Below are 26364 nucleotides of genomic sequence, written 5' to 3'. Positions count from 1 at the left end.
ATACAAAAATAAACCACATACTTATAGTAGAAATATTGACGATTTATAAGAAAAGGAGTACACTCTTTATAAGAATTATAAAATAATAATCCGTATAGAATCGGGGTGCATGACGGTGGTCAAAGAAGAATTAAAAGAAGCGCTAGAAATGCTGAAAAATACGGGTGTACGCATTACTCCACAGCGTCATGCTATTTTAGAGTACCTTGTGGAATCTATGACGCACCCAACAGCGGATGACATTTATAAAGCATTAGAAGGTAAGTTTCCAAATATGAGTGTTGCAACTGTTTATAATAACTTACGTGTATTTAAAGAGGTTGGACTTGTAAAGGAATTAACTTATGGAGACGCTTCAAGTAGATTTGATTATGTTACAAGTCAACATTATCATGTGATTTGCGAAAAATGTGGTAAGATTGTTGATTTTCCTTATGGAGGTTTGGAACAGCTTGAAGAGGAAGCTGCGAAAACGACAGGCTTCGTTATTAATAGTCATCGCTTAGAAATTTATGGCGTTTGTCCAGAGTGTCATAAGGCGTAATATATAATAAAGAAAGAGGCTGACGGCTTTACGTCAACCTCTTTCTTTATTATATATAGGAATTGCGTTAGGCTCAGGAGGGTTTAAAATGCTCAGTGAAGAACCTAATTTAATTAAGGGTAAATACAAAAGGTGATTTCTTGGTTAAGGAATCACCTTTTACTGTTTAGTTTTGTAAGGCTACATTGTACCCATATATACCTATGATTTATAGCTCTTCTTATTATATTTCTCATCAAATTCTTTTCCTTCTAGATTTCGATCCATTGTCAAAGGTTGGTTGCAATGCATACATGCGTCAACACGACCGAGCATTTTTGTTGGCTTATCGCAACTTGGACAAATAATTTGTACAGTTTTAGTAGATAACATGCCAATCCAAAAATAAACGACAGTACTAGCGATAACAGCTAAAAAGCCAACCATCATAAATGTTGTCATAATAATAATGTTTTCACGGAAAAAGACTCCTAAGTATGCAATGAAGAGGCCGATAAATACTAAACTTAATGCAAAGGTCCGGATTTTATTGATTTTGTTTGAATACTTAATGCTCATTCTCACCACGCTCCTATAATAATAATATAACATAAAATTTAGAATTTTCACCCGTTCGTAAATGTGATAAACCGATAAGATAGGAGATATGGAGTATGATGAAGAATGAAGGGAGGGTATAATGGTTTTTGGAACATGGTTTTAAGATTTTAACGGGATGTGAAATTTTTTTATAAAAAGTATTGACCCTGTATGTACTGCATGATATATTAATAACCGTCGCTGATGCGGAAACGCAGAAAACGACAAAAAAGAAATTAAAAAACCTAGTTGACATCGAAAAACGAAGATGTTAACATAAGGAAGTCGCAAATGAGCGACCAAGTAGTTCTTTGAAAACTGAACGAAACAAACAACGTGAAACGTCAATTTTTATTTTTAGATGCTAGACAAACTAACTTTATTGGAGAGTTTGATCCTGGCTCAGGATGAACGCTGGCGGCGTGCCTAATACATGCAAGTCGAGCGAATGGATTGAGAGCTTGCTCTCAAGAAGTTAGCGGCGGACGGGTGAGTAACACGTGGGTAACCTGCCCATAAGACTGGGATAACTCCGGGAAACCGGGGCTAATACCGGATAACATTTTGAACTGCATGGTTCGAAATTGAAAGGCGGCTTCGGCTGTCACTTATGGATGGACCCGCGTCGCATTAGCTAGTTGGTGAGGTAACGGCTCACCAAGGCAACGATGCGTAGCCGACCTGAGAGGGTGATCGGCCACACTGGGACTGAGACACGGCCCAGACTCCTACGGGAGGCAGCAGTAGGGAATCTTCCGCAATGGACGAAAGTCTGACGGAGCAACGCCGCGTGAGTGATGAAGGCTTTCGGGTCGTAAAACTCTGTTGTTAGGGAAGAACAAGTGCTAGTTGAATAAGCTGGCACCTTGACGGTACCTAACCAGAAAGCCACGGCTAACTACGTGCCAGCAGCCGCGGTAATACGTAGGTGGCAAGCGTTATCCGGAATTATTGGGCGTAAAGCGCGCGCAGGTGGTTTCTTAAGTCTGATGTGAAAGCCCACGGCTCAACCGTGGAGGGTCATTGGAAACTGGGAGACTTGAGTGCAGAAGAGGAAAGTGGAATTCCATGTGTAGCGGTGAAATGCGTAGAGATATGGAGGAACACCAGTGGCGAAGGCGACTTTCTGGTCTGTAACTGACACTGAGGCGCGAAAGCGTGGGGAGCAAACAGGATTAGATACCCTGGTAGTCCACGCCGTAAACGATGAGTGCTAAGTGTTAGAGGGTTTCCGCCCTTTAGTGCTGAAGTTAACGCATTAAGCACTCCGCCTGGGGAGTACGGCCGCAAGGCTGAAACTCAAAGGAATTGACGGGGGCCCGCACAAGCGGTGGAGCATGTGGTTTAATTCGAAGCAACGCGAAGAACCTTACCAGGTCTTGACATCCTCTGAAAACCCTAGAGATAGGGCTTCTCCTTCGGGAGCAGAGTGACAGGTGGTGCATGGTTGTCGTCAGCTCGTGTCGTGAGATGTTGGGTTAAGTCCCGCAACGAGCGCAACCCTTGATCTTAGTTGCCATCATTAAGTTGGGCACTCTAAGGTGACTGCCGGTGACAAACCGGAGGAAGGTGGGGATGACGTCAAATCATCATGCCCCTTATGACCTGGGCTACACACGTGCTACAATGGACGGTACAAAGAGCTGCAAGACCGCGAGGTGGAGCTAATCTCATAAAACCGTTCTCAGTTCGGATTGTAGGCTGCAACTCGCCTACATGAAGCTGGAATCGCTAGTAATCGCGGATCAGCATGCCGCGGTGAATACGTTCCCGGGCCTTGTACACACCGCCCGTCACACCACGAGAGTTTGTAACACCCGAAGTCGGTGGGGTAACCTTTATGGAGCCAGCCGCCTAAGGTGGGACAGATGATTGGGGTGAAGTCGTAACAAGGTAGCCGTATCGGAAGGTGCGGCTGGATCACCTCCTTTCTATGGAGAATTGATGAACGCTGTTCATCAATATAAGTTTCCGTGTTTCGTTTTGTTCAGTTTTGAGAGAACTATCTCTCATATATAAATGTATGTTCTTTGAAAACTAGATAACAGTGTAGCTCATATTTTTTTAATTTTAGTTTGGTTAAGTTAGAAAGGGCGCACGGTGGATGCCTTGACACTAGGAGTCGATGAAGGACGGGACTAACGCCGATATGCTTCGGGGAGCTGTAAGTAAGCTTTGATCCGAAGATTTCCGAATGGGGAAACCCACCATACGTAATGGTATGGTATCCTTACCTGAATACATAGGGTAAGGAAGACAGACCCAGGGAACTGAAACATCTAAGTACCTGGAGGAAGAGAAAGCAAATGCGATTTCCTGAGTAGCGGCGAGCGAAACGGAACATAGCCCAAACCAAGAGGCTTGCCTCTTGGGGTTGTAGGACATTCTATACGGAGTTACAAAGGAACGAGGTAGACGAAGCGACCTGGAAAGGTCCGTCGTAGAGGGTAACAACCCCGTAGTCGAAACTTCGTTCTCTCTTGAATGTATCCTGAGTACGGCGGAACACGTGAAATTCCGTCGGAATCTGGGAGGACCATCTCCCAAGGCTAAATACTCCCTAGTGATCGATAGTGAACCAGTACCGTGAGGGAAAGGTGAAAAGCACCCCGGAAGGGGAGTGAAAGAGATCCTGAAACCGTGTGCCTACAAATAGTCAGAGCCCGTTAATGGGTGATGGCGTGCCTTTTGTAGAATGAACCGGCGAGTTACGATCCCGTGCGAGGTTAAGCTGAAGAGGCGGAGCCGCAGCGAAAGCGAGTCTGAATAGGGCGTTTAGTACGTGGTCGTAGACCCGAAACCAGGTGATCTACCCATGTCCAGGGTGAAGTTCAGGTAACACTGAATGGAGGCCCGAACCCACGCACGTTGAAAAGTGCGGGGATGAGGTGTGGGTAGCGGAGAAATTCCAATCGAACCTGGAGATAGCTGGTTCTCCCCGAAATAGCTTTAGGGCTAGCCTTAAGTGTAAGAGTCTTGGAGGTAGAGCACTGATTGAACTAGGGGTCCTCATCGGATTACCGAATTCAGTCAAACTCCGAATGCCAATGACTTATCCTTAGGAGTCAGACTGCGAGTGATAAGATCCGTAGTCAAGAGGGAAACAGCCCAGATCGCCAGCTAAGGTCCCAAAGTGTGTATTAAGTGGAAAAGGATGTGGAGTTGCTTAGACAACTAGGATGTTGGCTTAGAAGCAGCCACCATTTAAAGAGTGCGTAATAGCTCACTAGTCGAGTGACTCTGCGCCGAAAATGTACCGGGGCTAAATACACCACCGAAGCTGCGAATTGATACCAATGGTATCAGTGGTAGGGGAGCGTTCTAAGTGCAGTGAAGTCAGACCGGAAGGACTGGTGGAGCGCTTAGAAGTGAGAATGCCGGTATGAGTAGCGAAAGACGGGTGAGAATCCCGTCCACCGAATGCCTAAGGTTTCCTGAGGAAGGCTCGTCCGCTCAGGGTTAGTCAGGACCTAAGCCGAGGCCGACAGGCGTAGGCGATGGACAACAGGTTGATATTCCTGTACCACCTCTTTATCGTTTGAGCAATGGAGGGACGCAGAAGGATAGAAGAAGCGTGCGATTGGTTGTGCACGTCCAAGCAGTTAGGCTGATAAGTAGGCAAATCCGCTTATCGTGAAGGCTGAGCTGTGATGGGGAAGCTCCTTATGGAGCGAAGTCTTTGATTCCCCGCTGCCAAGAAAAGCTTCTAGCGAGATAAAAGGTGCCTGTACCGCAAACCGACACAGGTAGGCGAGGAGAGAATCCTAAGGTGTGCGAGAGAACTCTGGTTAAGGAACTCGGCAAAATGACCCCGTAACTTCGGGAGAAGGGGTGCTTTCTTAACGGAAAGCCGCAGTGAATAGGCCCAAGCGACTGTTTAGCAAAAACACAGCTCTCTGCGAAGCCGTAAGGCGAAGTATAGGGGGTGACACCTGCCCGGTGCTGGAAGGTTAAGGAGAGGGGTTAGCGTAAGCGAAGCTCTGAACTGAAGCCCCAGTAAACGGCGGCCGTAACTATAACGGTCCTAAGGTAGCGAAATTCCTTGTCGGGTAAGTTCCGACCCGCACGAAAGGTGTAACGATTTGGGCACTGTCTCAACCAGAGACTCGGTGAAATTATAGTACCTGTGAAGATGCAGGTTACCCGCGACAGGACGGAAAGACCCCGTGGAGCTTTACTGTAGCCTGATATTGAATTTTGGTACAGTTTGTACAGGATAGGCGGGAGCCATTGAAACCGGAGCGCTAGCTTCGGTGGAGGCGCTGGTGGGATACCGCCCTGACTGTATTGAAATTCTAACCTACGGGTCTTATCGACCCGGGAGACAGTGTCAGGTGGGCAGTTTGACTGGGGCGGTCGCCTCCTAAAGTGTAACGGAGGCGCCCAAAGGTTCCCTCAGAATGGTTGGAAATCATTCGTAGAGTGCAAAGGCATAAGGGAGCTTGACTGCGAGACCTACAAGTCGAGCAGGGACGAAAGTCGGGCTTAGTGATCCGGTGGTTCCGCATGGAAGGGCCATCGCTCAACGGATAAAAGCTACCCCGGGGATAACAGGCTTATCTCCCCCAAGAGTCCACATCGACGGGGAGGTTTGGCACCTCGATGTCGGCTCATCGCATCCTGGGGCTGTAGTCGGTCCCAAGGGTTGGGCTGTTCGCCCATTAAAGCGGTACGCGAGCTGGGTTCAGAACGTCGTGAGACAGTTCGGTCCCTATCCGTCGTGGGCGTAGGAAATTTGAGAGGAGCTGTCCTTAGTACGAGAGGACCGGGATGGACGCACCGCTGGTGTACCAGTTGTTCTGCCAAGGGCATAGCTGGGTAGCTATGTGCGGAAGGGATAAGTGCTGAAAGCATCTAAGCATGAAGCCCCCCTCAAGATGAGATTTCCCATAGCGTAAGCTAGTAAGATCCCTGAAAGATGATCAGGTTGATAGGTTCGAGGTGGAAGCGTGGTGACATGTGGAGCTGACGAATACTAATAGATCGAGGACTTAACCATATAATATGAAGCAAATGTTATCTAGTTTTGAGAGAACATAAAAAACTTGTTGACTTTTAGAGTGAATAAGTTATAATAATGATTGTCTCAAAAGAATAATGTCTGGTAATGATGGCAGAGAGGTCACACCCGTTCCCATACCGAACACGGAAGTTAAGCTCTCTAGCGCCGATGGTAGTTGGGACCTTGTCCCTGTGAGAGTAGGACGTTGCCAGGCAATATTATTCCGCAGTAGCTCAGCGGTAGAGCTATCGGCTGTTAACCGATCGGTCGTAGGTTCGATTCCTACCTGCGGAGCCATTGGAGAGCTGTCCGAGCTGGCCGAAGGAGCACGATTGGAAATCGTGTATACGTCACAAGCGTATCAAGGGTTCGAATCCCTTGCTCTCCGCCATAGGATTTATAATATTTGGCCCGTTGGTCAAGTGGTTAAGACACCGCCCTTTCACGGCGGTAACACGGGTTCGAATCCCGTACGGGTCACCACTTTGGAGGATTAGCTCAGCTGGGAGAGCACCTGCCTTACAAGCAGGGGGTCGGCGGTTCGATCCCGTCATCCTCCACCATATAAATTATATAAGTAGTATCATCGCGGGGTGGAGCAGCACGGTAGCTCGTCGGGCTCATAACCCGAAGGTCGCAGGTTCAAATCCTGTCCCCGCAACCAAATGGTCCCGTGGTGTAGTGGTTAACATGCCTGCCTGTCACGCAGGAGATCGCCGGTTCGACCCCGGTCGGGACCGCCATTTTAATAAGGCTCGGTAGCTCAGTCGGTAGAGCAGAGGACTGAAAATCCTCGTGTCGGCGGTTCGATTCCGTCCCGAGCCACCATTTATCTTAATAAAATATGCCGGCTTAGCTCAATTGGTAGAGCAACTGACTTGTAATCAGTAGGTTGGGGGTTCAAGTCCTCTAGCCGGCACCATGTAAGTTTCGGAGGGGTAGCGAAGTGGCTAAACGCGGCGGACTGTAAATCCGCTCCTTTGGGTTCGGCAGTTCGAATCTGCCCCCCTCCACCATTTACATAGGGGCATAGTTTAAAGGTAGAACTGAGGTCTCCAAAACCTCCAGTGTGGGTTCGATTCCTACTGCCCCTGCCAAATATATTTACACAACATGGCGGTTGTGGCGAAGTGGTTAACGCACCGGATTGTGGCTCCGGCATTCGTGGGTTCGATTCCCATCAGTCGCCCCATTTTTATTTTAAAAATTACAAATAATCTAATGGATACTTACATATAATTAAGTAAGAATTCGGTGGGCTATAGCCAAGCGGTAAGGCAACGGACTTTGACTCCGTCATGCGCTGGTTCGAATCCAGCTAGCCCAGCCATTTTTGCGGAAGTAGTTCAGTGGTAGAATACAACCTTGCCAAGGTTGGGGTCGCGGGTTCGAATCCCGTCTTCCGCTCCAATATAATTTAATATGGCGGCATAGCCAAGTGGTAAGGCAGAGGTCTGCAAAACCTTTATCACCGGTTCAAATCCGGTTGCCGCCTTTTCTTTTGTGCCGATGTGGCGGAATTGGCAGACGCGCACGACTCAAAATCGTGTTCCTTCGGGAGTGTCGGTTCGACCCCGACCATCGGTATCATGAACGGCGTAATAAAAAATCTCTATACTAATTGTATAGAGATTTTTTGTGTTTTATTGGTGTGACAAAAAGTGTGCGGTGAGTAAACTAAGAAACATTAAAAGGATAAAAACAAACATTCATTTTTATCCTTTTAATTCCGGTATTCTATACAATATTCTCTTCAAGCACTCTAGAGAGAACTTCTCCAGCCTGGTGACATGAAGTTAAATCCGACACCACCAGTAGATATTAGCACATTATCAGCTGTTAATTTTGTAATTTCTAAAAACTTCTTTTTAAACTCTTCTCTGTTGTACTTATACATAGTTGAGTGGCACGCCCACATGTGCGTTGAAGTACTTAACCAGTCTCCTAATTCCTTTAATTCAGGAAACGACTCAAATTGAATGGGTTCATCTAATTTCATGAATCTTACTTGATAGATAGTTGGGTTTAATTTCTCTCCAATTCCTTTAAGACCATGTGCCTTTTTCTCATTTGAATGTGTCATAATTCTCCCTCATTTCCACTTCAAATTTTTTCCTATTTTTATTATACAACAATAGGAAGGAAATGTAGGAATATTATGGAAAATAGTATCGGCGATATAAAAAGACTCTAACAGAAATGTTAGAACCTTTTTTGTTAAATTATACTATGTGCTTCTAAAATTCGTAATAAACGTAGGAATTCATGTATAATATAACTTGTCGATAGAACAAAATGATAGTGATTTATATTATGTCTGTAATATGAATCAAAAATGAACTTTTTATATTTCTTTTAAAAATGTGTTGAATACACATTATATTTCATATTAATATTTTTATGTAGATTTAAAACGGGAAAGAGAGTGGAAAGTATGGGTCGTAAATGGAATAATATTAAAGATAAAAAGGCATCAAAAGATGCAAATACAAGCCGTATATACGCGAAATTTGGACGTGAAATTTATGTGGCAGCAAAACAAGGTGAGCCAGATCCAGAATCAAACCAAGCGCTTAGAGTCGTATTAGAACGTGCGAAAACATACAATGTGCCAAGAACAATTATTGATCGTGCAGTTGAAAAAGCAAAAGGCGGTTCAGAAGAAAATTATGACGAGCTTCGTTATGAAGGATTCGGGCCAAATGGATCTATGGTAATTGTAGATACACTTACAAATAACGTAAACCGTACTGCAGCAGATGTACGAGCTGCATTTAGCAAAAACAGTGGTAACATGGGTGTAAACGGTTCTGTAGCTTACATGTTTGATGCGACAGCTGTTATCGGTCTTGAAGGTAAAACATCAGATGAAGTTCTTGAAATTTTAATGGAAGCAGATGTAGATGCACGTGACATTCTTGAAGAAGAAGATGCTGTTATCGTGTATGCTGAACCGGATCAATTCCATTCTGTACAATCTGCACTTAAAGATGCTGGTGTTGAAGAATTCACAGTTGCAGAATTAACAATGCTTGCACAAAGTGATGTAGAACTTCCTGAAGATGCTCAAGTACAATTTGAAAAAATGGTTGATGCATTAGAAGACCTAGAAGATGTGCAACAAGTTTACCACAACGTAGACTTAGGAGAATAATACGATAGAAGCCCCCTGTTCGTTTAACGGATAGGGGGCTTTTTTTATGAAGTTAATTAAGATGATGAATGAGTAAAGGGATTTTGTTGTAGACAGGGAATATGCTTATAGGGATATATGAAATATTCATTATTGCTAGGAGGCTTAATATGGAACATAAAACACCAAAGCATATCGTTGCTGTAGCAGGTTATTTAACAAATGAAACAGGTGAAGTGTTATTAGCTAAAGTACATTGGCGAGCGGATACGTGGGAGTTGCCAGGAGGACAGGTGGAAGAAGGAGAAGCGCTCGATCAAGCAGTTTGCAGGGAAATGTTTGAGGAAACAGGTTTAACTGTGAAGCCGCTTGGAGTTACAGGTGTTTACTATAATGCTTCTATGCATATTTTATCTGTTGTTTTTAAAGTCGCATATGTGAGCGGTGAAATACAAATTCAGCCTGAAGAAATACAAGAGGCTAAATTTGTTGCTTTAAATGAAGAGAACATAGATGAGTATATAACTCGTCCTCATATGAAATCCAGAACGCTTGATGCGATGAGAGCAACACATTTTATTCCGTACGAAACGTGGGAAGTGCAGCCTTATAATTTAATAGGTAGATTGTAAAGAAAAGGGTAGCAGGTTTGAGATACAATCAAATCACTACTCTTTTTTGTATACTGTTTAAGAAAAAGGTCAAAATAATAATAGTGCTAGTATTGATTTTGAGAACGTTTGTTCTGTATAATGTATGATATATTGTATACATTTAGATTACTAGATACTTACAAATATATATATTTGTAGATGATATAATGAAAATAGGATGTTTTAATAGAGAAGTATAGGCTTAAGGTATACTCTGTTATTGGTTTAGCATAATATATATTCAATATTTCAGATGAATAGTAGATAAAAAAAGACTGTGATACAATACTTTTTTACCCCGCTATTTGCCGGACAGCCCGATTGGTGAGGGCTGATTAAGGTTTCACTTTATACCTTACAATGATGTAAGGTACGTGTAAGAGAAATCGATGGGATGTTTTTTTGCAACAAGGTATTCTTAAAGTATGAGTTATATGCTGTGTGGAAAAGAGGTGTTCAAGATGAAAGAACGAGTATTATCTAGGGTGAACTATCATCAAAAAGTTGCATTAAATCCAATGACTAAATTCCTTTATAAAGCCATTATTTTATTATTATTGTTAAGTTGTACGTTATTATTCGTTGGAAATGTAATGATCGAGCAAAGTGATATTAGTAAATTACATGTACCGGCTAAGTTAGAGGTGCCAGAATCATTAACACATGCATTTATTGCGACAGAAGATAAAAGGTTTTATCATCATAACGGTTTAGATTATATAGCGATTGTCAGAGCGTCTGTTGAGAATATAAAGGCTGGTGGTGTTGTGCAAGGTGGAAGCACAATTACACAGCAGTTATCCAAAAATGCTTTTTTAACAAATGAACGTACATTTTCTCGTAAGTGGAAAGAGATTTTTTATACGAAAAAAATTGAACGCACATTTACGAAGGATGAAATTTTAAAATTGTATGTAAGTAATATTTATTACGGAGAAGGAGCATGGGGAATTGAAAAAGCGGCAAACCTTTACTTTGGTAAAAAAGTAAGCCAATTAACGCTGGCTGAAAGTGCAATGATGGCTGCTGTAGTAAAGGCACCTGCTTATTACTCACCTGCACAAAATTATGATAAGGCCGTAGAGAGACGAAATGTCGTTTTGAGATTGATGGAGAAAGAAGGCTATATCAATCATGATGAGTATGTGCAAGCAGTTAGTGAGAAGTTAGTAATTCGTCATGATATCAAAACAGAGCAGTCGATGTTAAATAACGCGCGTGAAAAAGCAGTAAGCTAAAGGAAGTTCCTACATAGGAGCTTCTTTTTTTGAATAAATTGTGACAAATTGTGACACAATATCGTCACAATTATTGTATTTTTGTAATTTATGTGAGCGTGTTCATTGCGTGACGTATATAAGTGTTGATATTATGTGTATTGTGTACAATGCTGTATACAGAATATGAATTTAAAGAGGAATGTATATGAAATCAAATAAACTCATGGCTCTTGGTATAGTTTTTTCTATCGCAGTATTGATTGTAATCGGAACGATTGCTTATAGCATCATAAATGACAAAAAAGATAAAGGGAATGAGATGTTTGCTTATTCCACACAACAATCTTTAGGGAAAGATGATGCACCAGTTAAGGTAGTTGAATTTGGAGACTTCAAATGTCCTGCGTGTCGTACTTGGGATGTAACAGTATTACCACGATTAAAAGAAGAGTATATCGATAAAGGTAAAGTGCAGTTATATTTTATTAACTTCCCGTTTATCGGAAAAGACTCTGATTTAGGCGCAGCAGCTGGTGAAGCAATTTATAAACAAGATAAAGATTCATTCTGGACTTTCTATGATGAGATTTATCAAAGTCAAAAGAAAGACACGGAAGAGTGGATTACAGAAGAATTACTTCTTAACATTGTGAAAGAGAAGCTTCCGAAAGTTAATGTAGAACAATTTAAGAAGGATTTACACAGTAAAGAAATAAAAGAAAAAGTACGTAAAGATTCAGATCGTGCTCAAAAATTAAAAGTTCAAGGTGCTCCTTCAGTATACATAAACGGAAATCTTGCAAACCCTGATTTCGATAGTATGAAGAAGGCGATTGATAAAGAATTGAAAAAGTGATGAGCTACTCATCACTTTTTCGACTTTTTTCGATAAAATTCTTGCTTCCGTTTTTTTTACATGCTATACTACTTTACATAAGTTATTCTAATATCTTATATTTATTTCATATTTGCGGGTGTAGTTTAGTGGTAAAACAAGAGCCTTCCAAGCTCTGGTCGAGAGTTCGATTCTCTTCACCCGCTCCAAATTTTATTAAATGTTTTTCTATAAATTGTGATCAACGCAGTGTTTCGTTTCTAAGATAAACGAGGCATTGCGTTTTTTAATGTTTGAAAAACGTAATTGTATGCGAAAATAGAAGTAGAGAATAGTATTCCAAAAGTGAATTGCTAACTAATATAGACGTTACATAAAGGGTGAATTCATCTGAGGAGAAAGAAACAGTAAACAAAAATGTGCGTATATAGTAAAAAGTAATTATGAAACAATATAAACCAAAAGAATTTTCAGAAATGCTTAATGTCTCTGTTAAGACATTACAAAGGTGGGACAATCAAGGTGTTTTACCTGCTTACCGAAACCCAAAAGGAAGAAGATACTATACAGAAGAACAGTATAAGGAATATATGGGGATTCAAGAAGAACTTGTTCAGGATTTAATATCTATCATTCATGTATTTAGCTGTAGAATATATGGGTTGAGAAAATACAAAAAGAAAATGTCGGAGGGTGGAGACTTATGAAAAGAGCATATTTAATAGAAATCAAACCGACAACTGAACAAGTTAGTAAAATCCGTCAAACTATTGGGGTGTGTCGATATGTATATAACCTGTATATCTCTAAAAATAAAGAGGCATATGAGTCGGAGGGGAAATTTCTTAGTGGCTATGACTTTTCCAAATGGCTAAACAATATTCATACAAAAGAGTGTGACCAGTGGATTAAAGAAGTGTCGAGCAAAGCGGTAAAACAAGCGATTATGAATGGAGATAAAGCTTTTAAGCGGTTTTTTAAAGGTTTATCTAAGTTTCCACGATATAAAAAAAAGAAGAAGCAAGATGTGAAGTGCTACTTTCCGAAAAACAACAAAACAGATTGGACAGTAGAAAGACATAGAGTAAAAGTCCCTACAATTGGTTGGGTAAGGTTAAAAGAATATGGATATATCCCTAAAAATGCAACTGTAAAAAGTGGCACAGTATATCAAAGAGCAGGAAGATATTTTGTATCTGTACTTTGCGAATTGGAAGAAATGGCAACAAAGTTAGCACTCAATAAAATAGGTCTAGGGATTGATTTAGGAGTGAAGGATTTTGCTACACGTAGCGATGGGATCGTTCATGAAAACATCAACAAAACAATGAAAGTAAAAAAGATAGAAAAACGGTTAAAACGTGAACAACGCTCTTTAGCACGTAAATTTGAAAATCTAAAAAAGAGAGGTGAAAAATCTGTTACTAATAAAAGAGTGAATATAGATAAAAATGTTCTTAGAGTGCAAAAGTTGCATGCTCGATTAGCGAATATTCGAATAGAGTATGTAAAGTCTATTGTAACGAATGTGGTGAAAACCAAGCCAACGTTTATTACAGTGGAAGATTTGAATGTGAAAGGTATGATGAAGAATAAACATTTATCTAAAACAATTGCCAAGCAGTCTTTTTTTGCTTTTAAAACGTGGCTTTTGACGAAATGTGAGGAATATGGAATTGAATTACGTCAAGTAGACCGGTTTTATCCATCGTCAAAGTTATGCTCATGTTGCAGTCAAAAGAAAGCGGATTTAAAGCTATCTGACCGAGTATATACATGTGAATGTGGCAATGTAATGGATAGAGATTTGAACGCAGCGATCAACCTTTTACAAGCAAAAAAATATACAATACTAACGTAAATAGATTGTATATATGTACGGTGGGCTACATCGGAATTTACGCCTGTGGAGTGTCACAGCAAACTGTAGTAGCAAGTGATTAGCGAGGCAGGGCACGTAGAAGCAGGAATACTCTAAGAATATACATTTGTCTATATTTTTAGTAGCAGGCGATTAGGAATGGATTTTGAACAATTAAAGCAAGATGTAATTGCGTATAGTAAAACAATTGGTATAGATAAAATAGGCTTTGCTAGTGCTTCACCATTTGAGGAATTAAAGCAGCGCTTAATCCAGCAGCAACAATTAAATTATCAATCTGGATTTGAAGAGCCTGATATAGAAAAGCGAACGAACCCGCAGCTTCTATTACCTGGCGCAAAATCGATTATTGCGATTGCATTAGCATATCCTTCAAAGTTAAAAAATGCACCATTAAGTAAGCGTGGAGAACGCCGCGGGATTTTTTGTCGTGCTTCTTGGGGACAAGATTATCATCTTGTTTTACGAGATCGTTTGCAAAAATTAGAAGCATATTTAATCGAAAAACTTCCCGATATAGAAGTTAAGTCAATGGTTGATACGGGTGAATTAAGTGATCGAGCTGTTTCGGAGCGTGCCGGTATTGGGTGGAGCGGTAAGAATTGCGCTATTATTACACCTGAATTTGGTTCGTATGTATATTTAGGAGAAATGATTACAAACGTTCCATTCCCACCAGATCAACCAATAGAAGATCAATGTGGAAGCTGTACAAAATGTATTGATATTTGTCCTACAGGTGCTTTAATACAAGGAGGACAGTTAGACTCGAAGAAATGTATTGCATTTTTAACACAGACGAAAGGATTCCTACCGGAAGAATATCGCGACAAAATAGGAAACCGTATATATGGATGTGATACATGTCAGACTGTTTGTCCGAAAAATAAAGGAATGGATTTTCATAACCACCCTGAGATGGAACCAGATCCTGAGTTAGTTAAGCCGCTATTAACACCACTTTTAACAATTAGTAATCGTGATTTTAAAGAGAAATATGGAATTATGTCTGGATCATGGAGAGGTAAAAAGCCGTTGCAACGAAATGCGATTTTGGCACTTGCGCATTTTAAAGAAGCATCAGCAATTCCTGATTTAATCGGTGTTATGAAAGATGATCCAAGACCAGTACTTCGGGGAACAGCAGCATGGGCACTTGGGAAAATTGGTGGAGATGCCGTGGGTGAAGCCATTGAAAAAGCGATGCAACGCGAGAAAGATGAAGAGGTTCTTCATGAAATGAATCGCGGGCTTGAATTATTAGCGCAGAAAAAAGAGTAGATAATATCTCCCTTTTTCATATTGTAATATGGGAGGGAGACAAAATGGTTGTAAAAATAAATATTGAAAAGCAAGTACAACAATTTTTAGCATATATAACAGAAAAACGAACAAATGTAGATGGTATTGCTGAAGATTTATTCCAAATAGCACAGAGAAAGAAACAATTGTTTCAAAAGCGTAATGCACATATAGTGAAAGCAACTGCGGACGTTTCTTTCATGAGACAATTAAATAATAGCAATCATCAAGAAATTGATTATCAAATACATTTTAAATATTTAATTAAGCATAAAGAATTATTTTATATCGAAGAGGAACAACTAAAACGAAGAGTTTGTTTAAATAAGAGCCGGGTAATAGGTGATTATGCTATTGAAGTGCCAGAAGCAGCTGGAATGAATGAGACGTTAGAAAGAGAAGTTATAAAAGAGAAGTATGGTTCTTATCAGTATAACCGTTTAGAGGCAGTTAAATATGCAGAGCGTTGGTGGGATGATCGAAACCCTGTATATCGTAATTTCCCTGATAATTGTACGAATTTTATTTCTCAATGTCTTCATACTGGAGAAGTACCAATGAATGGATATCCTAATATTCGTAAAGGATGGTGGCAAAGGGAGAATCAGTGGAGTTGGAGCTGGGCTGTTGCACACTCTTTTTATTGGTATTTGTCAGGCGCTACAACAGGGCTTCGAGCAGAAGCGGTAGAAAGGCCAGAGGATCTTATTCTTGGTGATGTCATCGCTTATGATTTCGAGGATGATGGTAGGTGGAATCATACGACGATTGTAGTAGCAAAAGACGCAGATGGTATGCCACTTGTAAATGCACATTCAGCGAATAGCCGTCGGCGTTATTGGAACTATGAAGATTCTAGTAAATATACACCACAAATGAAATATAAATTCTTTCACATTATTAATGGGTAGAGATTTTTCGCTCAAGTGGTATAATACGTAGTAGACAAAAAACAGAGGTGAATATCGCGTGGGAGTACATGTTGTTTTATATCAACCAGAAATTCCAGCAAATACAGGGAATATTGCTCGTACTTGTGCAGCAACTGGAACAGAATTACATTTGATTAGACCGCTTGGATTTTCAACGGATGATAAAATGTTAAAGCGTGCAGGATTAGATTATTGGCAGCACGTGAAAGTTACGTATTATGATTCAATTGAAGAATTTTATGAGAAAAATAAAGACGGTGAATTCTTCTATTTAACAAAGTATGGCGAGAAAGCTCATACAGCGTTTGATTATAGCAAACGTGAGAAGGATTACTATTTTGTATTTGGAAGAGAAACAAACGGCTTACCAGCTAATGTAATCGAAGAAAATTTCGATCATTGTTTACGTATTCCAATGACTGATAAAGTGCGCTCATTAAATTTATCTAATACAGCAGCTATTTTAATTTATGAAGCATTCCGTCAACAAAATTATCCAGGATTAGATTTAGAAATTGTTTATTAAAAGTCGCCATATGGCGACTTTTTTTATAAAAATAAAAATAATATGTAATCATACATTTAAAAAAGGGTACATATTCATATAGAATGGGGATATATGAATAAAAATAGATTAGACGGGTTGAGATAAATATGAAGGAACAATATAATAATCAAAATACCTTTTTAAGTATGATAGATATGGATTTAATAAGAAGAGGATTATTACATGCTATTCAGGACTTAGTATTTATTGTGAAAGTTATTGATGAGGAAACCTTTAAATATATTTATGTAAATAAGATAGGTATGGATTATGCGAAGCTGAGCGAAGAATGTTATGGAAAAACGTTTGCTGAAGTATTACCAGAAGATACGGCGGAAATATTGCAAGTACAATATGCAAAAGTAGCGAGCGAAGCGAAAGCACATACCTTTTGTGATGTAGTTGGTTTACCAACTGGTAATTCACATTATGAATCTTCACTTAATCCTGTATTTGATGAAGAAGGAGTATGTCAGTTTATTATTTGTATTACGAGGGATATTACAGCTCAAATTGAGGAGAAGATTGAAATAGAGGAAAAACAAATGTTATTTAAGTCATTACTAGAATATAATAATGACTCTATTATATCTATAGATTCTATAGGTAGAATTACATATGCCAATCCAGCAACGTATGAAATATTCGGATATCGATATGAAGAATTAAACAATAAATTTATTTTTGAATTTATTAATAAAGAATATGAAAAAGATTTTCAAATTATCTTTAAAGGATCCATGCAAGGAAAAGCGAAGCAAATTGTTTCAAAGAAATATGTTCATAAAGAAGGGTACGAGCTCTATATTTCTTTGAGAACTATTCCAATTATTGTGAACGGTGAAATTGTTGGGATATATATTGTTACGAGGGATGTTACAAGGCAAGTATTAAATGAGATGAGAACAGAATATTTAGCTTATTATGACCAGTTAACAGGATTAATGAATAGAATTTCATGTACAAATAAGTTAAATGTTTTTTTAAATGAGAAGATAGATTTTGCGTTTATCTTTATAGATTTAGATGAATTTCATCTTATTAATGATACCTTTGGTCATAAAGAAGGAGATAAAGTATTACAAAAAGTGACAGAATGTTTAAGCAGTATCCAAATAGGCGGTATGCACTTATTTAGAGAACACGATGATCAATTTGTTATGTTAATAGAAAATATAACGAAAGAATGTGTAGAGGTAGTTGCAAAAAGCATATTAAAAAAGATTAGTGAACATTTTGTAATCGAAGAAGAGGACGTGTATTTAAGTGCGTCAATCGGAATTGTAATGGCTCCAACAGATGGAGAGGATGAAAAAATATTATTCCAAAGAGTTGATGCTGCTTTGGAAAAAGCAAAAGAAAAAGGAAAAGGGCATTATTATTTTTATTGTAGTGGATTAGATTGTGAGCGAGAACAAAGATTTATAATAGAAAACCAATTACATCGTGCTATAGAAAAAAATGAATTCTTCTTATATTATCAGCCACAAATGAATATTGAAACGAAAAAAATAGCTAGTATGGAAGCTTTAATAAGATGGGAAAATAAAGAATTAGGATTTGTCTCTCCCAATCAATTTATTCCGTTAGCAGAAAGAACAGGATTTATTATTAAGCTTGATGAATGGGTAGTAAATGAAGTGTGTCGGCAAATACGTGAATGGTTAAATAAAGGGTATGAAGTGGTCCCGATTGCAGTTAATATTTCAGCCAGGCACTTTCGCTCTATTACACTAATAGAGATGATTACACGAGCGTTACATAAGTATAATGTACCAGCTCATCTATTAGCGATTGAGGTTACAGAAGGAGCCCTTATACATAAAGACATATCGAAAAGAGTATTGCTACAATTAAAAGAACAAAATTTAAAGATTCATTTAGATGATTTTGGGACGGGATATTCATCTTTAAGTTATTTAAAAACGTATCCAATTGATACTTTGAAAATCGATCGTTCTTTTATGGAAGGTATACATGTAGATGAACGTGACACGAATATTACGGCTGCGATTATTCATTTAGCTCATACTTTGGAATTGAATGTAATTGCAGAAGGAGTAGAAAAAGCAGAACAAATACAATTTTTGAAGGAAAAGAATGTGAAGTTTGTACAAGGTTATTATTATAGTCGACCTTTACCAAAAGATGATGTGGAAAATGTGTATTATAAATGATGGATAAAAAAAGTGATGTGCTTAGAAGCACATCACTTTTTATTTGTACCAGGTTTATCATTGTAACCAGATGTAAAAATAGCTGTAAGAAATGTGAGTGATACACCTAAAATTAATAATAATTTCATACTAATATCCCTCCTATTTTTTCAGTTTACGAATCTTAAATATGAATCGAAATGTATGTAAGGTTCTTGGAAGAAAAGAATTTATTTAAAATGAATAGCGGTGTAAAAACTTTAATACCTATATTATACAGAATTTTCTTTGAATTTTGGAGAGAATTTTATAGCACTACTGTATATTTCATTTTGATTTAAAGAATGTTTGAGGACATCCTAGCATACCTTTTATAATAATCCGATTGAACAAGGAGATGGGGGAGGAGCTATAATGGATATTCTAAAAAAAATTGAACAGCATCGAGAAGCAGAAGAACGCTTACAATGGGAAGGTACGTTTGCGGAGTATTTAGAGCTTGTGAAGGAAAGACCATGGGTGGCTCAAACAGCACACTCTCGCATTTACAATATGATAAAAGATGCTGGAATTGAAGAAGTAGATGGTAGAAGAAAGTATAATTTCTTTAGTAATCAGCTATTTGGATTAGAGGATGCTTTAGAACGTCTTGTAGAGGAATATTTTCATCCATCTGCAAAACGATTAGATGTTAGAAAACGTATTTTATTATTAATGGGTCCTGTTAGTGGAGGGAAATCAACATTAGTTACGATGTTGAAACGAGGATTAGAAAAATATTCACGAACAGATCGAGGAGCAATTTTTGCAATTAAAGGATGCCCAATGCATGAAGATCCACTTCATTTAATTCCGCATCATTTACGGGATGATTTCTTTGATGAGTATGGGGTTAGAATTGAAGGGAATTTATCACCACTAAACGTTATGCGCCTAGAGCAAGAATATGGTTCAAGAATTGAGGATGTAGTTGTAGAGCGTATTTTCTTCTCGGAAGATCGCCGTACAGGGATTGGTACATTTAGCCCGTCTGATCCTAAATCACAAGATATCGCCGATTTAACAGGTAGTCTGGACTTTTCAACAATCGCAGAATACGGTTCAGAATCAGATCCAAGAGCGTATCGCTTCGATGGAGAATTGAATAAGGCAAACCGTGGGATGATGGAATTCCAAGAGATGTTAAAATGCGACGAGAAGTTTTTATGGCATTTATTATCGCTTACGCAAGAAGGGAATTTCAAAGCGGGAAGATTTGCGCTTATTTCAGCAGATGAATTAATTGTAGCGCATACGAATGAAACGGAGTATCGTTCTTTCATAGCAAACAAGAAAAATGAAGCATTACACTCAAGAATTATTGTAATGCCAGTTCCATACAATTTACGAGTGAGTGAAGAGGAACATATTTATGAAAAAATGATTCGTGAAAGTGATGTATCCAATGTGCATATTGCACCGCACACACTTCGCGTTGCAGCAATGTTTACGATTTTAACTCGTTTAAAAGATCCGAAGCGTCCGGATATTGATTTAATTAAAAAGATGCGTTTATATGATGGAGAAACGGTAGAGGGTTATAATGCGATTGATGTAGAGGAGCTGCAACGTGAATATCAAGATGAAGGTATGAAAGGTATTGATCCTCGTTATGTTATTAACCGAATTTCTTCTACAATTATTCGAAAAGAGGTACCATCTATTAACGCATTAGATGTACTTAGATCTCTAAAAGACGGGTTGGATCAGCATCCGTCAATTAGTAATGAAGATCGAGAGCGTTATATGAATTTCATCTCATTAGCGAGAAAAGAATATGATGAAATTGCGAAGAAAGAAGTACAAAAAGCATTCGTGTATTCATATGAAGAATCAGCGAAGACACTTATGGATAATTACTTAGATAACGTTGAAGCATATTGCAATAAATCGAAATTACGTGATCCATTAACAGGCGAAGAAATGAGTCCAGATGAAAAGTTAATGCGTTCAATTGAGGAGCAAATTGGAATTTCAGAAAATGCTAAGAAAGCATTCCGTGAAGAAATTTTAATTCGCATTTCTGCTTATGCGCGTAAAGGAAAACGCTTTGATTATAATTCACATGAGCGTCTTCGCGAAGCGATTCAGAAAAAACTATTTGCTGATTTAAAAGATATAGTGAAAATTACAACATCAACGAAAACGCCAGACGAAAATCAGCTTAAGAAAATCAATGATGTTGTTGCCCGCTTAATTGATGAGCACGGCTATAATTCTTCATCTGCGAATGAATTATTACGCTATGTAGGTAGCCTGCTAAACCGATAGTTTGATAACAAAACGCTGTCTCTTGTATTTTGCGGGACAGCGTTTTATTATCCATTCATATGTGTAAAGTGTCATACCTTGTCCAAATATAATAAATTAAGATGCAATTTCATGAATTTATTGTCAATTATTTTTACAATATGCATATGATAGAGTAACCAACCATTCATACGAAAAAAGCCAACACAATACAATATGTTGCAAAGTGTAAATGTGTGCAACTATGCATTGTGTTTCTTTCTTATCAACGGCTGAATGTTCTTTCTAGTATGTGAGTGGCAAAATTTTGTTTAGAATGCTCGGGGTATTATATGAAAAACGTTATATATGTTTATGGGATGAATTTCGATGGGCAGTTACCTTTCATTCTAGCTTGCACAGTATAAAACAAAATTTCTAGCTTGCTGTTCATATAGGAAGACAATTACAGTAAGGAGGGAAAGAAATGGGTGAAGAAAACCAACCAAATTATACGATTTCACAGGAAAACTGGTCCCTCCATCGCAAAGGATATGACGACCAACAACGCCATCAAGAAAAAGTACAAGAGGCAATTAAGAATAATTTACCCGATCTTGTAACAGAAGAAAGTATAGTTATGTCTAATGGCAAGGATGTTGTAAAAATACCAATTCGTTCTCTAGATGAGTATAAGATTAGATACAATTATGATAAAAACAAACACGTTGGGCAAGGAAATGGTGACAGCAAAGTTGGTGATGTCGTTGCGAGAGATGGATCAGGTGGGCAAAAGCAAAAAGGACCAGGAAAAGGGCAAGGAGCAGGAGATGCGGCTGGAGAAGATTATTATGAAGCTGAAGTCTCTATTCTAGAATTAGAGCAAGCATTTTTCAAAGAGTTAGAGCTGCCTAATTTAAAGAGAAAAGAACTGGATGAAAACCGGATTGAACATGTTGAATTTAATGATATTAGAAAAACTGGATTATGGGGAAATATTGATAAGAAACGAACGATGATATCCGCATATAAACGAAATGCAATGAGTGGTAAAGCATCCTTCCACCCAATTCACCAAGAAGATTTAAAGTTCCGTACTTGGAATGAAGTATTAAAGCCAGATTCAAAAGCTGTTGTATTAGCGATGATGGATACAAGTGGATCGATGGGAATATGGGAGAAGTATATGGCACGTAGCTTCTTTTTCTGGATGACAAGATTTCTACGAACGAAGTATGAAACAGTAGATATTGAGTTTATTGCCCATCATACGGAGGCAAAAGTCGTTACAGAGGAAGAGTTTTTCTCAAAAGGAGAAAGTGGCGGAACAATCTGTTCTTCTGTATACAAAAAAGCACTCGAGCTAATTGATAATAAATACTCACCAGACCGCTATAATATTTATCCATTCCATTTTTCAGACGGTGATAATTTAACATCAGATAACGCTAGATGTGTAAAGCTTGTCGAAGAGTTGATGAAGAAGTGTAACATGTTTGGGTATGGGGAAGTGAACCAGTACAACCGCCACAGTACCCTTATGTCAGCCTATAAAAATATTAAAGATGAGAATTTCAGATATTATATTTTAAAGCAAAAAGCAGATGTATTCCACGCGATGAAGAGCTTCTTTAGAGAAGAATCAGGAGAGAAAATGGCATAACCCCTTAAAAAAGGGGTTATTTTTTTGTGAACTTTTTATTTTTCTAGTTGACATTGAAAATGAAAATCATTATCATTTATTCGAGATATGATTACATTTAGATTTATATATTTTGGAGGAGATGTAAAGTTGAAAAAAAATAAAAGAAAACATATAAATGCGATGTTAGTGGCTGCGACATTATCGCTACCGTTTGCGGTTTATGCTACACCTGTTTTAGCAGCTACTGCTGCTACAGAGAATATGGCTGCACAAAGTCAAAAAAAGAATGTTTTTGATGCGGTAATTAAGGCTTATAAAGATAACTCAAATGAAGAATCATATGCAACTGTATATATAAAAGATCCAAAGCTGACGATTGAAAATGGGAAAAGAATTATTACAGCAACATTAAAAGATAGTGATTTCTTTGACTATCTGAAAGTCGAAGATAGTAAAGAACCAGGTGTCTTCCATGATGTAAAGGTGCTTTCAGAAGATAAAAGGAAACATGGAACGAAAGTTATACAATTTGAAGTAGGTGAGTTAGGAAAAAGATATAATATGCAAATGCATATTTTAATCCCCACTTTAGGGTATGATAAGGAATTCAAAATTCAGTTTGAAGTCAATATGCGGACATTTGTAGAAAGCGATATAGAAGAGGATGAAGAGGAACAAATTGAAGATACACAAAATATCATACGTGATAAACGATTACAACAAGCAATTAATAAAAATGCGTTAAATAGAAAAGATGTAAATGAACCTATACTAGAGGAAGATTTAAAAGAAATTAAAGAGTTAAATATATATGCAGGTCAAGGAATTGAGAGTCTAAATGGATTAGAGTATATGGAAAATCTAGAAAGACTAACAATACAAGGATCTGATGTACGAAATATAGCTTCTATTTCACAACTAAAACGTTTAAAAGTAGTTGATCTATCTTTTAATAAAATAGAAAATGTTGAGCCGCTTGTAAACTTAGAAAAACTGGATATACTAGAGCTACAAAATAATAGAATTGCTGACATTACTCCACTGAGTCAACTTAAAAAGGTTAGAACAATTAACTTATCAGGTAATAAAATTAGTGATATAAAGCCTTTATATAATGTTTCTTCTTTAAGAAAGCTATATGTAAGTAATAATAAGATTACTGATCTTACAGGCATTGAGCAAATGAATAAGTTAGGGACATTAGGGGTAGGAAGTAATGGGCTTGTAAATATTGAACCAATTAGTAAGATGAGTGGTATTGTGGAACTTGATCTTCAAAAAAATGATATTAAAGATATTGCATCACTATCTAAACTAACTGGCTTACAATCACTTAACTTAGAGGAAAACTATGTTTCGGATGTATCATCTCTTAGTAATTTGAACAATTTATATGATTTAAAACTTGCAACAAATGAGATTCGTGATATAAGACCTATTCAAGAATTAGGAAAACGAATTAAGATTGATGCTCAAAGACAAAAAGTCTTTTTAGATGAAGCCTATATGAATGAAGAAGTGAAAATTCCTATATATGATGTAAATGGGACAGCACTTCAAAATATTGAGTGGAAGAGTGAAGGCGGAAGTATTACGAACAGAGCAATAAAGTGGAATAGCCTTGGGGAAAAAACGTATGAATTTAAGATGGATGCTGGCGAAAGTAAGATAAGGTTCCAAGGAAGGGTAATACAAAATATCGTTGAAAAACGAGAAGAGAGTTCGAACGTAATTCAGGATATGAAACTAAGACAATACATGAATAAACATAATTTTGAACGGAAAAATGTAAATACCCCTATAACGAAAGAAGATTTATTAACAGTTAAGACTTTGAAAATTACGGATGGGAAAAAAGAGGGCATAACAGATTTTTCTGGATTAGAATTCATGACAAATATGGAAGAAGTGACATTACAAAATGTTAATATGAAAAATGTGGAATTTATCTCGAGTTTGAGAAATTTGAAGTCAGTAGATTTATCCTATAATCACATTGAAGATATTAAACCACTTCATTCATTAGAGCATCTTGAAAAACTAAATATTAGCAATAACAGTATAAAAAATGTTCCAGAATTATTTAAGATGCAGAAATTAAAAAATCTAGACCTATCGAATAATAAACTTGATAATGCTGCTTTGGATGGAATTCATCAATTGGAAAATCTAGATGCATTGTTAGTAAATAATAATGAAATCAATAATTTAGATGAGATTGGCAAAGTTATCAAATTGAATAAGCTTGAAATGATGGGCAATAAAGTACGAGATATTTCTCCATTAGCTAGCTTGAAAAACTTACAGTGGTTAAATTTATCTGATAATAAGATTAAAGATATCTCTACTTTTTCTTCTATGCTTGATTTACTTAGCTTGAAATTAGCTGGAAATGAGATTCGTGATGTAAGACCGATCATTCAATTGGCTCAATGGATAACAGTTGATATTAAAAACCAAAAAATTGTTTTAGAAGATGGACAAATGAATCAAGAAATCCAAATTCCTATCTACGATTTAGAGGGAGAAATCTTCGAAGATATTGAACTGAAGAGTGAAGACGGTATCGTGACCGATAGAGGAACAGTCGTATGGAAAACCCCAGGAGAAAAAGTTTATGCATTCTCCTTAAATGGAAATTATCACGGTCTATCTCTATTATTCAGTGGTACGGTTATGCAAAATATAGTAGCGAAAGAAGAACCGAAAGAATCAACACCAGGAGTTGAAGTTCCAAAAGAAGAGCCAAAAGAACCAACACCAGGAGTTGAAGGTCCGAAAGAAGAGCCAAAAGAACCAACATCAGGAGTTGAAGTTCCGAAAGAAGAAGTAAAAGAACCAACACCAGGAGTTGAAGGTCCGAAAGAGGAACCAAAAGAACCAACACCAGGAGTTGAAGGTCCGAAAGAGGAACCAAAAGAACCAACACCAGGAGTTGAAGTTTCGAAAGAAGAAGTAAAAGAACCAACACCAGGAGTTGAAGGTCCGAAAGAGGAACCAAAAGAACCAACACCAGGAGTTGAAGGTCCGAAAGAGGAACCAAAAGAACCAACACCAGGAGTTGAAGAACCGAAAGAAGAGCCAAAAGAACCAACAAAAGAAGTTGAAGAACCGAAAGAAGAGCCAAAAGAACCAACACCAGGAGTTGAAGAACCGAAAGAAGAGCCAAAAGAACCAACAAAAGAAGTTGAAGAACCGAAAGAAGAGCCAAAAGAACCAACACCAGGAGTTGAAGAACCGAAAGAAGAGCCAAAAGAACCAACAAAAGAAGTTGAAGAACCGAAAGAAGAGCCAAAAGAACCAACACCAGGAGTTGAAGGTTCAAAAGACGCAGTAAATCAATCCGCAGTAGTTCAAGAACAAAACGTGAATAATCAAGTTGTGGCAGAAAAAGTAGTAGCGAATCAAAGTGTGAAAGAAAATAAACCAGTTGTTACTAAGAAAGAAGAAAGTAAGAAATCACTAGGAGCAACAGGTGGGCAAGAAAATAATGTATCTTTATTTGGTGGCCTAGCATTAGTTCTTTCAGCATTAAGTATGTTTGTATTTAGAAAGAAATTATTTAAGAAATAAAAACGTTTTATCTTGCTATAACGTAAAATAATTATATGATTTTTTGAGAAGACATTATTATGGCGATTTCATTTTGAAATATGCTTATGATAA

The 26364-nt window shown here is 38.0% G+C and carries 16 protein-coding genes, 16 tRNA genes and 3 rRNA genes; 33 read left to right on the top strand and 2 right to left on the bottom strand.

Features of this window, described 5'->3' with window-relative positions; all coding sequences use genetic code 11:
- Window positions 1-115: 115 nt before the first annotated feature.
- Window positions 116-544, top strand: coding sequence for a peroxide-responsive transcriptional repressor PerR (gene perR / locus AABL52_RS24420; RefSeq protein WP_000237831.1), 429 nt, complete (start codon window positions 116-118; stop codon window positions 542-544).
- A gap of 201 nt (window positions 545-745) precedes the next feature.
- Here the strand turns inward: perR and AABL52_RS24415 are convergent, their stop codons facing one another.
- Window positions 746-1102, bottom strand: coding sequence for a YgzB family protein (locus tag AABL52_RS24415; protein ID WP_000025063.1), 357 nt, complete (start codon window positions 1100-1102; stop codon window positions 746-748).
- A gap of 400 nt (window positions 1103-1502) precedes the next feature.
- Between AABL52_RS24415 and AABL52_RS24410 the strand changes: the two genes are divergently transcribed.
- From AABL52_RS24410 to AABL52_RS24325, 18 genes are all read left to right on the top strand, one after another.
- A 16S ribosomal RNA gene (locus AABL52_RS24410) occupies window positions 1503-3054 on the top strand.
- Window positions 3055-3200: 146 nt separating this feature from the next.
- Window positions 3201-6122, top strand: a 23S ribosomal RNA gene (locus tag AABL52_RS24405).
- 101 nt (window positions 6123-6223) lie between these two features.
- Window positions 6224-6339 (top strand): 5S ribosomal RNA (gene rrf, locus AABL52_RS24400).
- The 16S, 23S and 5S rRNA genes sit together here with 15 tRNA genes alongside, the layout of an rRNA operon.
- 8 nt (window positions 6340-6347) lie before the next feature.
- Window positions 6348-6422, top strand: a tRNA-Asn gene (locus AABL52_RS24395).
- A gap of 2 nt (window positions 6423-6424) precedes the next feature.
- Window positions 6425-6516 (top strand) — tRNA-Ser (locus tag AABL52_RS24390).
- Between the two features lie 17 nt (window positions 6517-6533).
- Window positions 6534-6608, top strand: a tRNA-Glu gene (locus AABL52_RS24385).
- A 4-nt stretch (window positions 6609-6612) separates the two neighbouring features.
- Window positions 6613-6688 (top strand) — tRNA-Val (locus AABL52_RS24380).
- Window positions 6689-6712: 24 nt separating this feature from the next.
- A tRNA-Met gene (locus AABL52_RS24375) sits at window positions 6713-6789 on the top strand.
- Between the two features lie 3 nt (window positions 6790-6792).
- Window positions 6793-6868 (top strand) — tRNA-Asp (locus tag AABL52_RS24370).
- Between the two features lie 9 nt (window positions 6869-6877).
- Window positions 6878-6953: transfer RNA gene (locus AABL52_RS24365), tRNA-Phe, on the top strand.
- A gap of 18 nt (window positions 6954-6971) precedes the next feature.
- Window positions 6972-7047 (top strand) — tRNA-Thr (locus AABL52_RS24360).
- A gap of 10 nt (window positions 7048-7057) precedes the next feature.
- Window positions 7058-7141 (top strand) — tRNA-Tyr (locus tag AABL52_RS24355).
- 7 nt (window positions 7142-7148) lie between these two features.
- Window positions 7149-7222: transfer RNA gene (locus AABL52_RS24350), tRNA-Trp, on the top strand.
- Window positions 7223-7241: 19 nt separating this feature from the next.
- Window positions 7242-7317 (top strand) — tRNA-His (locus AABL52_RS24345).
- Window positions 7318-7380: 63 nt separating this feature from the next.
- Window positions 7381-7455 (top strand) — tRNA-Gln (locus AABL52_RS24340).
- A gap of 5 nt (window positions 7456-7460) precedes the next feature.
- Window positions 7461-7535 (top strand) — tRNA-Gly (locus AABL52_RS24335).
- Window positions 7536-7549: 14 nt separating this feature from the next.
- Window positions 7550-7620: transfer RNA gene (locus tag AABL52_RS24330), tRNA-Cys, on the top strand.
- A gap of 10 nt (window positions 7621-7630) precedes the next feature.
- Window positions 7631-7712, top strand: a tRNA-Leu gene (locus tag AABL52_RS24325).
- A gap of 175 nt (window positions 7713-7887) precedes the next feature.
- On the opposite strand, the gene AABL52_RS24320 is transcribed toward AABL52_RS24325, so the two are convergent.
- Window positions 7888-8208 (bottom strand): DUF3884 family protein, encoded by a 321-nt coding sequence (locus AABL52_RS24320; RefSeq protein WP_341518603.1) that lies wholly within the window; start codon window positions 8206-8208, stop codon window positions 7888-7890.
- A gap of 351 nt (window positions 8209-8559) precedes the next feature.
- Between AABL52_RS24320 and AABL52_RS24315 the strand changes: the two genes are divergently transcribed.
- The 14 genes from AABL52_RS24315 to AABL52_RS24250 all read left to right on the top strand — a co-directional run bounded on the left by AABL52_RS24315 (window position 8560) and on the right by AABL52_RS24250 (window position 26271).
- Window positions 8560-9279, top strand: coding sequence for a YebC/PmpR family DNA-binding transcriptional regulator (locus AABL52_RS24315; RefSeq protein WP_000532956.1), 720 nt, complete (start codon window positions 8560-8562; stop codon window positions 9277-9279).
- Window positions 9280-9428: 149 nt separating this feature from the next.
- Window positions 9429-9890, top strand: coding sequence for an NUDIX hydrolase (locus AABL52_RS24310; protein ID WP_341518602.1), 462 nt, complete (start codon window positions 9429-9431; stop codon window positions 9888-9890).
- Window positions 9891-10372: 482 nt separating this feature from the next.
- On the top strand, window positions 10373-11149 hold the full coding sequence (locus AABL52_RS24305) for a transglycosylase domain-containing protein (RefSeq protein WP_341518601.1): 777 nt from the start codon (window positions 10373-10375) through the stop codon (window positions 11147-11149).
- Between the two features lie 187 nt (window positions 11150-11336).
- The gene (locus tag AABL52_RS24300; RefSeq protein ID WP_000841315.1) at window positions 11337-11987 is read left to right on the top strand and encodes a DsbA family protein; all 651 of its coding nucleotides are present in this window, start codon (window positions 11337-11339) and stop codon (window positions 11985-11987) included.
- Between the two features lie 114 nt (window positions 11988-12101).
- A tRNA-Gly gene (locus AABL52_RS24295) sits at window positions 12102-12175 on the top strand.
- Window positions 12176-12409: 234 nt separating this feature from the next.
- Complete coding sequence (locus tag AABL52_RS24290; RefSeq protein WP_341518600.1) at window positions 12410-12673, top strand: MerR family transcriptional regulator; 264 nt, start codon at window positions 12410-12412, stop codon at window positions 12671-12673.
- Window positions 12670-13827: an RNA-guided endonuclease InsQ/TnpB family protein gene (locus AABL52_RS24285; RefSeq protein ID WP_341518599.1), complete on the top strand. Its 1158-nt coding sequence runs from the start codon at window positions 12670-12672 to the stop codon at window positions 13825-13827. The genes AABL52_RS24290 and AABL52_RS24285 overlap by 4 nt, the downstream gene beginning before the upstream one ends.
- Before the next feature lie 159 nt (window positions 13828-13986).
- Window positions 13987-15129 (top strand): tRNA epoxyqueuosine(34) reductase QueG, encoded by a 1143-nt coding sequence (queG, locus tag AABL52_RS24280; RefSeq protein ID WP_000345210.1) that lies wholly within the window; start codon window positions 13987-13989, stop codon window positions 15127-15129.
- A 44-nt stretch (window positions 15130-15173) separates the two neighbouring features.
- Entirely contained in the window at window positions 15174-16061 is an 888-nt protein-coding gene (locus AABL52_RS24275) for an amidase domain-containing protein (protein ID WP_000260544.1), read from the top strand.
- A gap of 58 nt (window positions 16062-16119) precedes the next feature.
- Complete coding sequence (gene trmL / locus AABL52_RS24270; RefSeq protein WP_000538149.1) at window positions 16120-16608, top strand: tRNA (uridine(34)/cytosine(34)/5-carboxymethylaminomethyluridine(34)-2'-O)-methyltransferase TrmL; 489 nt, start codon at window positions 16120-16122, stop codon at window positions 16606-16608.
- Between the two features lie 128 nt (window positions 16609-16736).
- Window positions 16737-18806, top strand: a complete 2070-nt coding sequence (locus tag AABL52_RS24265) for a sensor domain-containing protein (protein ID WP_341518598.1) — start codon at window positions 16737-16739, stop codon at window positions 18804-18806.
- Window positions 18807-19199: 393 nt separating this feature from the next.
- Entirely contained in the window at window positions 19200-21095 is a 1896-nt protein-coding gene (locus AABL52_RS24260) for a PrkA family serine protein kinase (RefSeq protein WP_000353278.1), read from the top strand.
- Between the two features lie 445 nt (window positions 21096-21540).
- Window positions 21541-22716: a sporulation protein YhbH gene (yhbH, locus tag AABL52_RS24255; protein WP_097844064.1), complete on the top strand. Its 1176-nt coding sequence runs from the start codon at window positions 21541-21543 to the stop codon at window positions 22714-22716.
- Window positions 22717-22845: 129 nt separating this feature from the next.
- On the top strand, window positions 22846-26271 hold the full coding sequence (locus tag AABL52_RS24250; protein WP_341518597.1) for a leucine-rich repeat domain-containing protein: 3426 nt from the start codon (window positions 22846-22848) through the stop codon (window positions 26269-26271).
- The last annotated feature ends 93 nt before the right edge of the window (window positions 26272-26364 follow it).

Source organism: Bacillus paramobilis, assembly GCF_038096195.1.
In the GTDB taxonomy this organism is placed as follows: Bacteria; Bacillota; Bacilli; order Bacillales; family Bacillaceae_G; genus Bacillus_A; species Bacillus_A mobilis.
This window is presented reverse-complemented; position numbering and strand designations above follow the sequence as displayed.

Excerpts from the sequence above, each read along its gene's own strand:
- AABL52_RS24415 (WP_000025063.1), bottom strand. The coding sequence starts at position 1,102 with ATGAGCATTAAGTATTCAAACAAAATCAATAAAATCCGGACCTTTGCA.
- AABL52_RS24320 (WP_341518603.1), bottom strand. The coding sequence starts at position 8,208 with ATGACACATTCAAATGAGAAAAAGGCACATGGTCTTAAAGGAATTGGA.
- AABL52_RS24315 (WP_000532956.1), top strand. The coding sequence starts at position 8,560 with ATGGGTCGTAAATGGAATAATATTAAAGATAAAAAGGCATCAAAAGAT.
- AABL52_RS24310 (WP_341518602.1), top strand. The coding sequence starts at position 9,429 with ATGGAACATAAAACACCAAAGCATATCGTTGCTGTAGCAGGTTATTTA.
- AABL52_RS24305 (WP_341518601.1), top strand. The coding sequence starts at position 10,373 with ATGAAAGAACGAGTATTATCTAGGGTGAACTATCATCAAAAAGTTGCA.
- AABL52_RS24300 (WP_000841315.1), top strand. The coding sequence starts at position 11,337 with ATGAAATCAAATAAACTCATGGCTCTTGGTATAGTTTTTTCTATCGCA.
- AABL52_RS24290 (WP_341518600.1), top strand. The coding sequence starts at position 12,410 with ATGAAACAATATAAACCAAAAGAATTTTCAGAAATGCTTAATGTCTCT.
- AABL52_RS24285 (WP_341518599.1), top strand. The coding sequence starts at position 12,670 with ATGAAAAGAGCATATTTAATAGAAATCAAACCGACAACTGAACAAGTT.
- queG (WP_000345210.1), top strand. The coding sequence starts at position 13,987 with ATGGATTTTGAACAATTAAAGCAAGATGTAATTGCGTATAGTAAAACA.
- AABL52_RS24275 (WP_000260544.1), top strand. The coding sequence starts at position 15,174 with ATGGTTGTAAAAATAAATATTGAAAAGCAAGTACAACAATTTTTAGCA.
- AABL52_RS24265 (WP_341518598.1), top strand. The coding sequence starts at position 16,737 with ATGAAGGAACAATATAATAATCAAAATACCTTTTTAAGTATGATAGAT.
- AABL52_RS24260 (WP_000353278.1), top strand. The coding sequence starts at position 19,200 with ATGGATATTCTAAAAAAAATTGAACAGCATCGAGAAGCAGAAGAACGC.
- yhbH (WP_097844064.1), top strand. The coding sequence starts at position 21,541 with ATGGGTGAAGAAAACCAACCAAATTATACGATTTCACAGGAAAACTGG.